12 protein-coding genes are annotated in these 13,852 nt (G+C 68.6%); 9 read left to right on the forward strand and 3 right to left on the reverse strand.

What is annotated here, in order from left to right; all coding sequences use genetic code 11:
- Positions 1-110 precede the first annotated feature (110 nt).
- The 9 genes from mtrA (at position 111) to secA (ending at position 11,584) form a co-directional block, all read left to right on the forward strand.
- Positions 111-818, forward strand: a complete 708-nt coding sequence (gene mtrA / locus ACFVDI_RS21275; protein ID WP_328529050.1) for an MtrAB system response regulator MtrA — start codon at positions 111-113, stop codon at positions 816-818.
- Positions 815-2,431 (forward strand): MtrAB system histidine kinase MtrB, encoded by a 1,617-nt coding sequence (gene mtrB, locus ACFVDI_RS21280; RefSeq protein WP_378909761.1) that lies wholly within the window; start codon positions 815-817, stop codon positions 2,429-2,431. The genes mtrA and mtrB overlap by 4 nt, the downstream gene beginning before the upstream one ends.
- Positions 2,428-4,146 (forward strand): LpqB family beta-propeller domain-containing protein, encoded by a 1,719-nt coding sequence (locus ACFVDI_RS21285; protein WP_378909764.1) that lies wholly within the window; start codon positions 2,428-2,430, stop codon positions 4,144-4,146. The genes mtrB and ACFVDI_RS21285 overlap by 4 nt, the downstream gene beginning before the upstream one ends.
- A 72-nt stretch (positions 4,147-4,218) precedes the next feature.
- A complete protein-coding gene (locus tag ACFVDI_RS21290) occupies positions 4,219-4,935 on the forward strand; it encodes a ComF family protein (RefSeq protein ID WP_378909767.1) in 717 nt (238 codons plus the stop codon).
- A gap of 391 nt (positions 4,936-5,326) precedes the next feature.
- Complete coding sequence (hpf, locus tag ACFVDI_RS21295) at positions 5,327-5,968, forward strand: ribosome hibernation-promoting factor, HPF/YfiA family (protein WP_008364127.1); 642 nt, start codon at positions 5,327-5,329, stop codon at positions 5,966-5,968.
- 113 nt (positions 5,969-6,081) lie between these two features.
- Positions 6,082-6,762 (forward strand): response regulator transcription factor, encoded by a 681-nt coding sequence (locus ACFVDI_RS21300; protein ID WP_045547972.1) that lies wholly within the window; start codon positions 6,082-6,084, stop codon positions 6,760-6,762.
- 108 nt (positions 6,763-6,870) lie between these two features.
- Positions 6,871-7,341: a hemerythrin domain-containing protein gene (locus ACFVDI_RS21305; RefSeq protein ID WP_378909772.1), complete on the forward strand. Its 471-nt coding sequence runs from the start codon at positions 6,871-6,873 to the stop codon at positions 7,339-7,341.
- A gap of 67 nt (positions 7,342-7,408) precedes the next feature.
- Positions 7,409-8,620, forward strand: coding sequence for a winged helix-turn-helix domain-containing protein (locus ACFVDI_RS21310; protein ID WP_378909777.1), 1,212 nt, complete (start codon positions 7,409-7,411; stop codon positions 8,618-8,620).
- Positions 8,621-8,686: 66 nt separating this feature from the next.
- The gene (gene secA / locus ACFVDI_RS21315; RefSeq protein WP_378909784.1) at positions 8,687-11,584 is read left to right on the forward strand and encodes a preprotein translocase subunit SecA; all 2,898 of its coding nucleotides are present in this window, start codon (positions 8,687-8,689) and stop codon (positions 11,582-11,584) included.
- Positions 11,585-11,668: 84 nt separating this feature from the next.
- On the opposite strand, the gene ACFVDI_RS21320 is transcribed toward secA, so the two are convergent.
- From ACFVDI_RS21320 to ACFVDI_RS21330, 3 genes are all read right to left on the reverse strand, one after another.
- Positions 11,669-12,160: an Rv3235 family protein gene (locus ACFVDI_RS21320; protein WP_378909787.1), complete on the reverse strand. Its 492-nt coding sequence runs from the start codon at positions 12,158-12,160 to the stop codon at positions 11,669-11,671.
- Positions 12,161-12,356: 196 nt separating this feature from the next.
- Positions 12,357-12,686, reverse strand: a complete 330-nt coding sequence (locus tag ACFVDI_RS21325) for a sec-independent translocase (protein WP_008364136.1) — start codon at positions 12,684-12,686, stop codon at positions 12,357-12,359.
- Positions 12,687-12,704: 18 nt separating this feature from the next.
- A complete protein-coding gene (locus tag ACFVDI_RS21330; RefSeq protein WP_378909790.1) occupies positions 12,705-13,850 on the reverse strand; it encodes an Mrp/NBP35 family ATP-binding protein in 1,146 nt (381 codons plus the stop codon).
- Positions 13,851-13,852: the final 2 nt, after the last annotated feature.

The raw sequence follows: 13,852 nt of genomic DNA on the forward strand, positions 1-13,852 counted from the left end.
GGTCATGACGAGCCGACTCGGCAGGGAATCGGGTCAGAACGAGCCGACTCGCGCGTCGTGGGGGTGGCTGATGTGATGCGTCGCACGCACTGGGTGACAGAATCGGACACATGGCCGATCGCAGCGCTCCCGACCAGCCCGCCAAGGGAAAGGTCCTCGTCGTCGATGATGATGCCTCGCTGAGCGAGATGCTGGCCATCGTGCTGAGACAGGAGGGTTTCGACTCGCAGCTGGTCGCCCGCGGTGACCTGGCGCTGCCTGCGTTCCACGACTACAAGCCCGACGTGGTGCTGCTGGACCTGATGCTTCCCGGCATGGATGGCATCGAGGTGTGCAAGCAGATCCGTAAGGAGTCGGGCGTGCCGATCGTCATGCTCACCGCGAAGGGCGACACCGTCGACGTGGTCGTCGGGCTGGAGTCGGGGGCCGACGACTACGTGGTGAAGCCGTTCAAGCCCAAGGAGCTGATCGCCAGGATCCGAGCCCGGGTCCGTAGGCACGGCGAGTCGCTGCCCGAGGTCCTCGAGATTGGAGACCTCACCATCGACGTCGCCGGCCACCAGGTGACCCGCGAGGGAGAGCAGATCCAGCTCACCCCGCTGGAGTTCGACCTGCTCGAGTGTCTGGCCCGCAAGCCCCACCAGGTCTTCTCCCGTGAGGTGCTGCTGGAGCAGGTGTGGGGCTACCGCCACGCCGCCGACACCCGGCTGGTCAACGTGCACGTCCAGCGACTTCGCTCCAAGGTCGAGCACGACCCGGAGAACCCCGAGATCGTCGTCACCGTGCGCGGCGTCGGCTACAAGGCAGGGCCCGTGTGACACTCCAGCAGGTCGCCCGTGCAACCGCCCGGACGCCCAAGAAGCTCCTGACCACCTGGCGCCGGTCGATCCAGACCCGTGTCGTGGTCTACACCGTGCTGCTCACCGCAGCCGCGGTCAGCCTGGTCGGGATGATCCTGCTCGACCAGATCGGCGACGAGCTCGTCCAGGACCGGGTCGCAGCGGCGAAGGCGGAGGCCTCCGAGGAGCTCTCCGCGGCCCGCTCCAGCATCGCGGAGACCTCGGGCGCCAACGGTGGCACCCCGCTGCAGCGCAACGACCTGGGTGACCCGATCATCCAGCGCAGCCTCTCCCGGGGCTACGGCGTGGTCATGGCCGGACCGGTGACGTCGACCTCCGGCCGGATCAGCGACGACGGGGTCGAGTGGACACCCGGTGTGGACGTACGCAGCGTCCCGCGGGCCCTGGAGGACCGGTTCCAGACGATCCGCGCCGAACCGGCCTGGACCTACACCCGGATCTCCTACGACGACGGCGAGCGGTCCTCGACCCCTGGCATCGTGATCGGGTCGCAGCTGGAGCTCCACGACGACACCTACAACATCTACTTCCTGTTCCCGATGGACCAGGAGCAGGAGACGCTCGGCGTGATCACCCGCGGGCTGCTGGCCGCCGGCGCGATCCTGATCCTGCTGATCGGCTTCGGCAGCTGGATCGTGACCCGCCATGTCGTCACGCCCATCCGGATCGCCCGCCGGACCGCGGAGCGGCTCGCCGCGGGCCGCCTCGAGGAGCGGATGGTCGTGCACGGCGAGGACGACCTCACCGGCCTGGCGATCTCGTTCAACCAGATGGCCAGCGGCCTGCAGAACCAGATCCGGCAGCTCGAGCACCTCTCCCGGGTCCAGCGACGGTTCAGCTCGGACGTCTCCCACGAGCTGCGTACGCCGCTGACCACCGTCCGCATGGCCAGCGACGTCCTCCACGAGGCCAGGGACAGGTTCGACGCGCCGACGGCCCGGGCGGCCGAGCTGCTGCAGACCGAGCTGGACCGGTTCGAGACGCTTCTGAGCGATTTGCTCGAGATCAGCCGCTTCGACGCCGGAGCCGCGGTGCTCGACCTCTACGACACCGACCTGACCGCGCTGGCCCAGGCCGTCGTGGAGGCGCACGAACCGCTGGCCGACAAGCGCGACATCGAGCTGAAGGTGGTCGCCCCGGACCACCCGTGCATCGCCCAGGTCGACCATCGCCGCGTCGAGCGGATCGTACGCAACCTGGTGGCCAACGCCACCGACCACGCGCTCGTGGGGCAGACCGTCACCATCCGGGTCGACAGCGACGAGCACGCAGCCGCGCTGACGGTGCGCGATCACGGTGTCGGGCTCGCCCCGGGGGAGACCGCCCTGGTCTTCAACCGGTTCTGGCGGGCCGACCCCGCCCGTGACCGCTCCAGCGGCGGCACCGGCCTCGGCCTGTCGATCTCGCTCGAGGACGCCCACCTCCACGGCGGCTGGCTGCAGGCCTGGGGTCGCCCGGACCAGGGGGCGCAGTTCCGGCTCACGCTCCCGCGCTACGCCGGGGCCGCGCTGCGACACAGCCCGCTCCCGCTGGTCCCTGCAGATGCCCGCGACACCCTGGAGGCATCGTGAGATCGTTCTTCGCCATCATCCTGACCGCGGTCGCGCTCCTCGCCTCGGCGTGCTCGAGCGTGCCCGACTCCGGTCCCGTGCAGCGCGTCGACCTGGCCGCCCCGGACGCTCAGGAGGAGGTCATCCCCTACAACCCAGGTGCCCCACGCGCGGGCGCGTCCCCGGGCGAGATCGTCGACGGCTTCCTGGACGCCATGAAGGCCACCCCGATGAGCACGGCCTATGCCCGCCGTTATCTCACCAAGGACGCGGCGATGAACTGGGCGCCGGCCGGCCGCACCCTGGTCTACGGCGAGCTCGGCAGCCACGTCGGCTCCTCGCCGCGGGTGTCGGTGGAGCTGGAGGACGCCGGCTGGCTCGACGAGCGTGGTGTGTGGCGCGGTGGGCTGGCCGCCTCGCAGGCGATCCTCGACTTCGAGCTCACCCGCACCGAGGGCGAGTGGCGGATCAGCTCGGCACCGGACGCCCTGGTCGTCGAGGAGGACTGGTTCCTGACCCACTTCGCGCGCAGCAACCTCTACTACGTCGAGCCGACCGGTCACACCCTGGTGCCGGAGCCGATCTTCGCTCCCAAGGGCACCTCCTACGCCACCACCCTTGTCTCCAGCCTGCTGAGCGGCCCGGGAGAGGAGGAGCAGGGCGTGATCCGCAGCGCGCTCCCGGCCGCGGCGGACGAGCCCCGCTCGGTCGACGTACGCGACGGGGTCGCCGAGGTCGACCTGGCCGGTGACCTGGGCGACCTCAGCTCCGAGGACCTCCAGCTCATGGGCGCCCAGCTGGCCTGGACCCTGCGCCAGGACGCCAGCGTGGAACGCATCCGGCTCACGATCGACGGCGAGCCGGTGGTGCTGCCGGGCTACGGGGAGACGTTCAGCGTGGACAGCGGCGGAGGCTACGGCCCCAACGGCACCTCGGCCAGGGTCGATCTCTATGCGCTGCGTGACGGCGCCCTGGTGACCAGCACCGGTGAGAACGGCGACCCGTGGGTGCCGGTCCTCGGCGGTTGGGCGGACTCGCACGGCGTGACCGACGTCGCCGTCGACGCCTCCAACTCGAGCGCTGCCGCGATCACCGCCGACCGCACCGGCGTCCTCGTCGGAAAGCTGGCCAGCGACGGAGAGGTCACCCAGGCTCCGGTGCGTGGCACCCGGTTGCTCAGGCCATCCTGGGACCTCGCCGGCCGGCTGTGGCTGGTCGACAAGGACTCGACCGGCGCCCGGGTGATGTACGTCGACGGCGACCGCCGCGTCCGCGTCGCCATCCCGGGGGTCACCGGTGAGAACGTGACCCGGTTCCTGGTCTCGCGCGACGGCACCCGATTCGTCGCGGTGATCGACGGCGTGTCCTCGGACCGGATCGTCGTCAGTCGGCTGCAGGCGAGCTCCAAGGGGCAGATCACCGCCGGGACGTCGGCGATCCTGCTACCGCATCCGGATTCGGCGACCATGCGGGTCACCGACATCGCCTGGACCTCGCCGACCACGATCGTCGCGGTGCAGCAGATCAGCTCGACCGCGCTCTTCCAGTCGGTCTCGCTCGACGGCGCGCCCAGCGGTGAGCGCTACACGCTCAGCGACCGGGTCACCGGCGTCGTCGGCTCCCCGGTCGCCTCGGCCCGCCTCTACGCCGTCTCCGGCACCACCCTGCTGGACCCGCTCGACCGGTTCGACCTCGGCATGCCGTCGAACATCTCCGACGTCACCTATCAAGGCTGACTCTCCACAGCGTCATCCACAGGTACGCAGCACCCGGTTGCCCCGTGGCAGCCTCCCTGGTCGACTCGCCCCATGAGCCTTCGAGCCGACCTCGCCGACGCCTGGCACGACCTGGTCGTCGGCGGTCGCTGCATCGGCTGCGAACGACCGGGCCGCCTGCTCTGCCGCGACTGCCACGCCGTGCTCCCCGACCGCGCCCGGTCGAGCCCACCGAGCCCGGCGCCGCCGGGCATCGTGCCGGCCTTCGCGGCGGGGCCCTACGAGGGCACCCTCAAGCAGCTCGTCATCGGGCTCAAGGAGCACCAGCTCCTCGGCCTGCGCCGGCCGCTGGCCGGGCTGCTCGCGCTCTCGGTCCTCGAGGCGATGGCGCAGACCGGCGCCGGTCCCACGATCCTGGTGCCGGTCCCGTCGCGACCGGCCTCGGTGCGGGAGCGCGGTCTGGACAGCACCGCGGCGATCACCCGCCGGGCAGCCGCGATGCTGAGGCAGCACGGGGTCGGCGTACGCCACCACCGGCTGCTGCGCACCAGACCAGGAGTCGCGGACCAGGCCGGCCTCGACTCGGGGCAGCGACGGGCCAACCTGGACGGGTCGATCAGCTGCCCGGCGTCCGGCATCCGGACACTTGCCAGGACCTTCCCGCGGGCGAGGTTCATCGTCTGCGACGACGTGATCACCACCGGCGCGACCGCGCGGGAGGCTCAACGAGCGCTGGAATCGGTCGGTCTGGAGGTGTCGGCGATCGCGACCGTCGCGGCCACCCAGCGTCGGTCTCGCGTTCAAATGTAGGAAACCGCCATGTAATTCTGTTGAAGGCCTTTCATGGTGAACATCGGCGAACTACCGTCACTACATGGAGTCCGCCTGGGTCCGTGGTTGCGTCGCAGAGAGGTCCGCATTGCGGGCATCCGAGCGGCAAGCCGATGCCAGTCGCAGGCGAAACGGTCCACGTAACCCTGGAGACAGGGGATCACGGTGCGGCTTAGAGATAAGTCCTGCCCCTGCCCTCCCGTCAGATACGGGAACCAGCAGGGAGAAGGTGGAGTGGCACCAAGCTGCTAAGCCTCTGCAGGCGGTTGTGGGGTCGAAGACCAGGTCGGCCGGGCGGACTCCGTACCCCGGAGGTCACATGCGCTGACCATCCGGGATTCCGCCAACCCCGAAACACCGGGAGGTACCCATGGAAGTTGTCGTCACGGCCCGCAATGCCGAGGTCTCAGACCGCTATCGCGCTCACGTAGCAGAGAAGCTCGCGAAGCTCGAGAAGCACGACCACCGCATCATCAGAATCAACGTGGAGGTCGACAACGAGCCCAACCCGCGCCAGCACAAGGGCGCCGTACACGTCGAGCTCACTGCGTACTCGAAGGGTCCGGTCATCCGGGCCGAGGCGTGTGCCGAGGACAAGATGGGGGCGCTGGACCTGGCTGTCGACAAGATGGCATCCCAGATGCGCCGCGCCGCTGACCGCCGCAGGGTCCACCGCGGCCGTCGTACGCCGGTTTCCGTGGGACAGGCGCTGGCGGGCATCGAGCCCGACGGCCTGGCCACGACGTCCGAGTCGGAGCAGTTCGAGGAGGAGGAGATCCGGGAGCACCAGGTCGGACCGATCACCGTGACGGGGGAGGGGCCCTTGGTGGTCCGGGAGAAGACGCACACCGCGGAGCCGATGACGCTCGACCAGGCCCTCTACGAGATGGAGCTGGTCGGCCACGACTTCTACCTCTACATCGACAAGGACTCGACGAGGCCCTCGGTCGTCTACCGCCGGAGGGGATACGACTACGGGGTGATCGCGCTCAACCGGGCAGACCTCGTCTGAAGGCTGCCCTGAAGGCAGCGCACAAGCACGTCGGCCGGGACTTTTCCATCCCTCAGATGGATGAGTCCCGGCCATTCCCTCATGTGTCATGGGATACGTGCCATGATGCATTCGTGTCATCTACATCTGGTGCCGATCGTGAGCCGGTCCGCGTCTTGGTTGTCGACGACCAGGAACTCTTCCGAAGGGGACTGGTCGCGCTGCTGGCGAGCGAGCCCGGGATCGAGGTCATCGGCGAGGCGACCAACGGCATCGAGGGCACCGAGCGAGCTGCGGCTTCGGCTCCCGACGTCGTGCTCCTCGACGTACGCATGCCCAAGCAGACCGGTCTGGAGGCGTGCGTCGCCATCAAGGAGGCCGTTCCCTCGGCCAACATCATCATGCTGACCGTCTCCGACGAGGAGGCCGACCTCTACGACGCGGTCAAGGCCGGCGCGATGGGCTACCTCCTCAAGGACTCCTCGATCGACCAGGTCGCCCAGGCGATCCGCGTGGTCGCCGACGGCCAGTCCCTGATCAGCCCGTCCATGGCGGTCAAGCTGATGGAGGAGTTCAAGCAGATGTCGCGGCCGGACCGCTCCCCGGTCCCCGGTCCCAAGCTCACCGATCGCGAGCTGGAGGTCCTCGGCCTGGTCGCCAAGGGCCTCAACAACCGCGAGATCGCCAAGCGGCTGTTCATCTCCGAGAACACCGTCAAGAACCACGTACGCAACATCCTGGAGAAGCTCCAGGCCCACTCGCGCATGGAGGCGGTCATGTACGCCGTGCGCCAGAAGCTCCTCAACGTCGACTGAGCTGCTAGGTTGGCGCCAGCGTCGCGTGCCGGTGACAGACCGTGTCAGGCATGGAGGCGCCGGACACGAAGGAGATCGACATGATGTTGTCGTCCCCTTCGCCCTCGCGTGACTGAGGGCGAGAAGACCAGGCTGATCGCCTGGGCAGATGAGATGCGGCGGGTCCACGACCGGCTGCGCACGGCACTGCGAGTGACGCAGGAGGCCAACGCCGCGGGAGATCCCGCCGAACCCGCGGCTCGCGAGCTGATGCTGTTCTGCCATGGGTTCTGTGCGGCCCTGACCGGCCACCACGAGGGTGAGGACCGCTCGCTGTTCCCCGCGATCGCCCGAGCCCATCCCGAGCTGCGCGAGACCATCCGCCAGCTCGAGCAGGACCACTCCATGATCGGGCATCTTCTCGGCGGCCTCCAGGCCGCCGTCGATCGGGCCGCCACCTCCGAGGACCTCCGCAAGCACCTCGACGGCATCTCGGCGATCATGGAGTCCCACTTCCGCTTCGAGGAGCGAAAGCTGTTGAGCGTGCTCCAGGCCCTCGAGCTGGACGCGGACGTGGGCGAGGTCTTCGGCCCGCTGTGACTCGGGATCGGGCGGCGGAGCCGGTTCCGGACGGGAGTTGTCCGGAACCGGCTCTAGAGTCGGACGCGTGCCCCGCTCTCAGACACTCAGCCGCTCCCAGGCCCGCCGGATCGCGCTGGCGGCGCAGGGCTTCGCCGACAAGCCCCACACCACGCCCACGATGCGTACGTTCCAGCGCACCCTGGAGCGCACCGGGGTCCTCCAGGTCGACTCGGTCAACGTCTTGCAGCGCGCGCACTACATGCCGCTCTACAGCCGGATGGGGGCGTACGACACCGGGCTCCTGCACCGTGCCAGCCGGGGCCGTCGGGACCGGCGGATGGTCGAGTACTGGGCTCACGTGCAGGCGTTCATGCCGGTCGAGCTGTGGCCGCACATGCAGTGGCGGATGGACCACTACCGTGCCCAGAAGGGCTCCAAGTGGTGGGGGAGCGTGCCGGACGGGATGAAGGAGAAGGTGCTGGCGCTCGTCGCCGAGCAGGGGTCGCTCACCGCTCGCGAGGCGGCCAAGGCACTCGACGACGCCGGCCCGCAGACCAAGGACCACTGGGGCTGGAACTGGTCCGACTCGCGCAAGACCCTCGACATCCTCTACATGTTCGGCGAGCTGGCGATCTCCCACCGCAACGACCAGTTCGAGGTCGCCTACGACCTGCCCGAGCGCGTCATCCCGCGGGTCCACCTGGACGCGCCGGCGCCGTCGAAGGAGGAGGCCCACCGCGAGCTCGTACGCCGCGCCGCGAGGTCCCACGGGGTCGGCACCGCCAAGGACATCGCCGACTACTTCCGGATGCGCGTGGACGACACGACGCGCGCACTGAACGAGCTCATCGACGCCGGCGAGGTGGAGCCGGTGGTGGTCGAGGGCATCCGCAAGCAGGCGTACCTCTTCGTAGGGTCGCGTCTGCCGCGCCGCATCGACGCCCGCGCCCTGCTGAGCCCGTTCGACCCGCTGGTCTGGGAGCGGGAGCGCACCGAGGCGCTGTTCGACTTCTTCTACCGGATCGAGATCTACACGCCGGCCCCGAAGCGGATCCACGGCTACTACGTGCTGCCGTTCCTCCTCGGCGAGCACATCGTCGGCCGGGTCGACCTCAAGGCCGACCGCAAGAGCGGGATCCTCCAGGTCAAGGGTGCCTTCGCCGAGCCGCACGCCCCGGTGGAGACGGCAGTGGAGCTGGCCGCGGAGCTCGAGCGGCTCGCCGGCTGGCTGGGCCTGGACGCCATCGCGGTCGACTCCAAGGGCGACTTGGCGCCGCTCCTTGCGCCGTTGGTGTGAGCAGGCGACCGGCAGGTGGGTAGAGTGACCGTGCTATCTGTCTGCCGCTAGTAGGAGCCCGCCACCGTGGCAATTCTCGACAAGATCCTTCGCCTCGGCGAGGGCAAGATCCTTCGCGAGCTCGAGGCCATCTCGAAGGCCGTCAACGCGATCGAGGACGAGTTCGTCGCGATGAGCGATGACGAGCTGCGCGGGATGACCGACGAGTTCAAGCAACGCCTGGAGAACGGCGAAGACCTCGACGACATCATGGCCGAGGCGTTCGCCACCGTCCGTGAGGTCACCAGGCGCGTTCTCGGCCAGCGTCACTACGACGTGCAGATCCAGGGCGGCGCGGCCCTCCACCTCGGCAACATCGCCGAGATGAAGACCGGTGAGGGCAAGACCCAGACGGCGGTGCTCCCGGCCTACCTCAACGCGCTGGCCGGCAAGGGCGTCCACGTCGTCACGGTCAACGACTACCTGGCCAGGTACCAGTCCGAGGTCATGGGCCGCATCTACGGCTTCCTCGGCCTCACCGTCGGCGTGATCCTGCCGCAGATGACCCCGGCCCAGCGCCGCGAGGCCTACAACTGCGACATCACCTACGGCACCAACAACGAGCTCGGCTTCGACTACCTGCGCGACAACATGGCCTCCTCGATGGCCGACCTGGTCCAGCGCGGACACTTCTTCGCGATCGTCGACGAGGTCGACTCGATCCTCATCGACGAGGCCCGTACGCCGCTGATCATCTCGGGCCCGACCGAGGACGACGTGAAGTGGTACGACGAGTTCGCCACGATCGCCAAGTCGCTGACCAAGGACGTCGACTACGAGGTCGACGAGAAGAAGCGCACCATCGCGGTTCTCGAGCGGGGCATCACCCGGGTCGAGGACCACCTCGGCATCGAGAACCTCTACGAGGCGGTCAACACGCCGCTGATCTCGTTCATGAACAACTCGATCAAGGCCAAGGAGCTCTTCCGCCGCGACAAGGAGTACGTCGTGGCCAACGACGAGGTCCTGATCGTCGACGAGCACACCGGTCGCATGCTCGCCGGCCGCCGCTACAACGACGGTCTGCACCAGGCGATCGAGGCCAAGGAGGGTGTGAAGGTCCGCGAGGAGTACCAGACCCTCGCGAGCATCACCCTGCAGAACTACTTCCGCCTCTACGAGAAGCTCTCCGGCATGACCGGTACGGCGATGACCGAGGAGTCGGAGTTCGACAAGATCTACAAGCTCGGCGTGGTCCCGATCCCGACCAACAAGCCGATGATCCGCAAGGACCAGCCCGACCTCGTCTACCGGACCGAGGTCGCCAAGTACGAGGCCGTCGCCGACGACCTCGTCGAGCGGCACAAGAAGGGCCAGCCGGTGCTGGTCGGCACCGTCTCGGTGGAGAAGTCCGAATACCTCGGCAACATCCTCAAGAAGCGCGGCGTCCCGCACACCGTCCTCAACGCGAAGTACCACGCCGACGAGGCGAAGATCGTCGCGATGGCCGGCCACAAGGGCGCGGTCACGGTGGCCACCAACATGGCCGGTCGAGGCACCGACATCATGCTCGGTGGCTCCGTCGACTTCCTCGCCGACCAGGAGCTCCGCAAGCAGGGCCTGGAGCCCACCGGCGAGACCGCCGAGGCCTACGAGAAGGCCTGGGCGCCGACGGTCGAGCGGCTCAAGGCGCAGGTCGCAGCCGAGCACGAGGAGGTCACCAAGCTGGGTGGTCTCTACGTCCTCGGCACCGAGCGCCACGAGTCCCGGCGTATCGACAACCAGCTGCGCGGTCGTTCCGGCCGTCAGGGTGACCCGGGCGAGTCCCGCTTCTACCTGTCGCTGGAGGACGACCTGATGCGCCTGTTCAAGGGCGAGTGGGTCGACCGCATCCTGACCACGCTGAAGATCCCTGACGACGTGCCGATCGAGGCCAAGTCGGTGACCAAGTCGATCGCCAACGCGCAGACCCAGGTCGAGGGCCAGAACTTCGAGTCCCGCAAGAACGTCCTCAAGTACGACGACGTCATGGACCGCCAGCGCAAGGTGATCTACGCCGAGCGCCGCGAGGTGCTCGAGGGCGCCGACCTCGAGGAGCAGATCCGCGGCTTCATCGACGACGTCGTCGAAGGCATGGTCACCGGGGCGACCCAGGAGTACGCCGAGGAGTGGGACCTCGACCAGCTGTGGACCGACCTCAAGCAGATCTGGCCGGTCTCGGTCGAGCCGAAGTACCTGATCACGAAGGCCGGCGGCAGCAAGGACGACCTCGACCGCCAGGATCTCATCGAGTTCCTCAAGAAGGACGCCCAGGAGGCCTACGACCGCCGCGAGGAGGAGATCGGCTCCGAGGGCATGCGCGAGGTCGAGCGCCAGGTCGTGCTCTCGGTGCTGGACCGCAAGTGGCGCGAGCACCTCTACGAGATGGACTACCTGCGCGAGGGCATCGGTCTGCGGGCCTACTCGCAGCGTGACCCGCTGGTGGAATACCAGCGCGAGGGCTTCGACATGTTCACCGCGATGATGGATGGCATCAAGGAGGCCGCGGTGGGCTACCTGTTCAACCTGGAGGTCCAGGTCGAGCAGGCGGAGCCGGAGTTCCACTACCACGCCGACGGCACCCGTCATGCCGGTCCGATGCACGAGGGCGCGCTCGCCGAGCCGCCGGTCGGCGTCGGGCAGACCGGTGGCCTCCAGGACATCTCCGCCGCTCTGAAGGCCGAGGCGGCCAAGGCTTCGGCCAGCGCCCCGCAGATCACCGCGAAGGGCCTGCAGAAGCCGTCCGCGCCCAAGCACCTGGCCTTCTCCGGTCCGGACGAGCAGGGTCAGGCCGAGGCGCAGGGTGCCACCGTCACCAACACCGACGACCCCTACGCCAAGGTCGGTCGCAACGAGCAGTGCCCCTGCGGCTCGGGCAAGAAGTTCAAGCAGTGCCACGGCCGCCCCGGCGGCCCGACCGGCCTCACCACCCGCGTGAACGGCTGAGGTTTCCTCGGTCGAGTTCTCGTGGAGCGCTGTACGTACCGGGTACGTACAGCGCTCCACGCGTCTCTCCGGGCTGGTTCCGGACTAGTCGTAGCCCCCGAAGTTGAGCACCGTGCAGATCCAGCTCTCGCCGTTGCGCTCGAAACGGACCGCGAGCGCCCGCAGGCCGGCGCCGAAGCGGATCGTGACGGTGGCCTCGACGATGTCGTCGGAGACCTCGTAGACGTGGCAGCGGTGGACGCGGGGGCGGACCGGCTGGTTACGGCCGGTGCCGGGGTCGTACGCGCCTGAGCGCGCCGTGAGGCTGGCGCGGTACCTCAGCTCCGCGTAGACCTCCTTGGTCGTCCAGCGGACCAGCTGGCTCGCGGGACGGTCGCCGCCGACGACCTCGGCGGCCTTCTGGGCGAACTGCGGGACCCAGCCGCGCAGATGGCCGTTGGCCGGGACGATAGGGATCGGGGGCGAGAGGTCGCCGTCCTCGGCCTCGTCCGCCGGATCGTCGCCCCGTGGACGAGGCGGGTCCAGGCGTGGCTGGAGCTCGAAGCCCAACGTTCCTTGGACGTCGGCCAGGGGCACTGCTTCATGCGGAGGCCGAGGCGGTCTCGGCTCCTCTCCGGGATCGGGTTCCCGAGACGGTAGAGCGCTCATAGGAGCAAACTCCTTTCTTCGCAGTCAACCACCTCTTACCCGAATTGCGCGGCTCTAAACCGGCGGTTAGGGGAATGGGTCTGCTGTGACGAAAGGAGACAGAAGTGACCAGGGCTGCGGAAGCCTAGGTCGCCTGATCGTCGTAGGGCGGCTTCTCGCCGGCCAGGAGGGGCTTGGGCGCCTTGGCGCGGGCCTCTTCCTCCTCGATGTCGGCAAGGGCTTCCTGGATCTGCCTGCTGACGATGCGACGTGGGTCGAGGTCGCGCAGCTCCAGATCCTGATAGGCGGGCCCGAGCTCTCCGCGCAGGTCGTCCCGCGCGTTGTTGGCCAGGTTGCGTACCTGGTGGAGGAGGCGGGCGATCTGCCGTGCCATGTCGGGGATCTTGTCCGGCCCGAAGACCAGGATCGCGATCACGACGATGACGGCGAGCTCCGCGAAGCCGATGCCGAACACGGAGGTGAACCTACAGGCTCAGAGCTTGGAGGTGGGAGTGAGCCCCAGTTGCATGCCCGCGAGCCCGCGTCCGCGGCCCGAGATCGTACGCGCCACCTCGACCAGCACCTTGGCGGACTCCGCCGTCGGGTCGGCCTCCACGATCGGCTTGCCCGCGTCGCCCGCCTCGCGCAGCGTCTGCTCCAGCGGCACCTGGCCGAGCAGCGGCACCTTCGAGCCGAAGCGCTGGGAGAGGGTGTCGGCGACCCGCTGGCCGCCCCCGGAGCCGAAGACCTCCATCTTGGAGCCGTCGGGCAGGACGAGCCAGGACATGTTCTCCACGACGCCGACGACGCGCTGGTGCATCATCTCGGCCATCGTGCCGGCCCGCTCGGCCACCTCGGCGGCGGCCTCCTGCGGGGTGGTGACCACGACGATCTCGGCGTTGGGCAGGTGCTGGCCGAGCGAGATCGCCACGTCACCGGTGCCCGGGGGGAGGTCGAGCAGCAGCGCGTCGAGGTCGCCCCAGTAGACGTCGGAGAGCATCTGGACCAGGGCCCGGTCGAGCATCGGTCCGCGCCAGGCGACGACCTGGTCGCGGCGCGGCTTGAGCATCCCGATGGAGATCACCGAGACGCCCGAGGCGGTCGGGACCGGCATGATCAGGTCGTCGACCTGAGTCGGCCGGGAGTCGGCCACGCCCAGCATCGCCGGCACCGAGTGGCCGTAGATGTCGGCGTCGACGATGCCGACCTTGAGGCCCTGCTGGGCGAGCGCGACGGCCAGGTTGACCGTGACCGACGACTTGCCGACACCGCCCTTGCCCGATGCGATCGCGAAGACCTTGGTCAGCGAGCCCGGCTGGGCGAAGGGGATCTCCCGCTGTGCCTGACCGCCGGTGAGCCCGTTGCGCATCTCGGTGCGCTGCTCGTTGGTCATCACGCCGAGCTCGAGGTCGACGCCGGTGACGCCGTCGACCTTCTCCAGCGCTGCGGTGGTGTCTCGGTTGATCGTGTCCTTGAGCGGACAGCCCGCGACGGTCAGGAGGACCTTGACGCTGACCACACCTGCGTCGTCGATCGATACGGAGTCGACCATCCCCAGCTCGGTGATGGGACGTTTGATCTCCGGGTCCTGAACGGTCGCCAGGGCTGCGTTGACACGGTCGAGAAGCGGGCTACTCACGG

Origin of the sequence: Nocardioides sp. NPDC057767, assembly GCF_042798275.1 — a bacterium.
Classification (GTDB): Bacteria; Actinomycetota; Actinomycetes; order Propionibacteriales; family Nocardioidaceae; genus Nocardioides.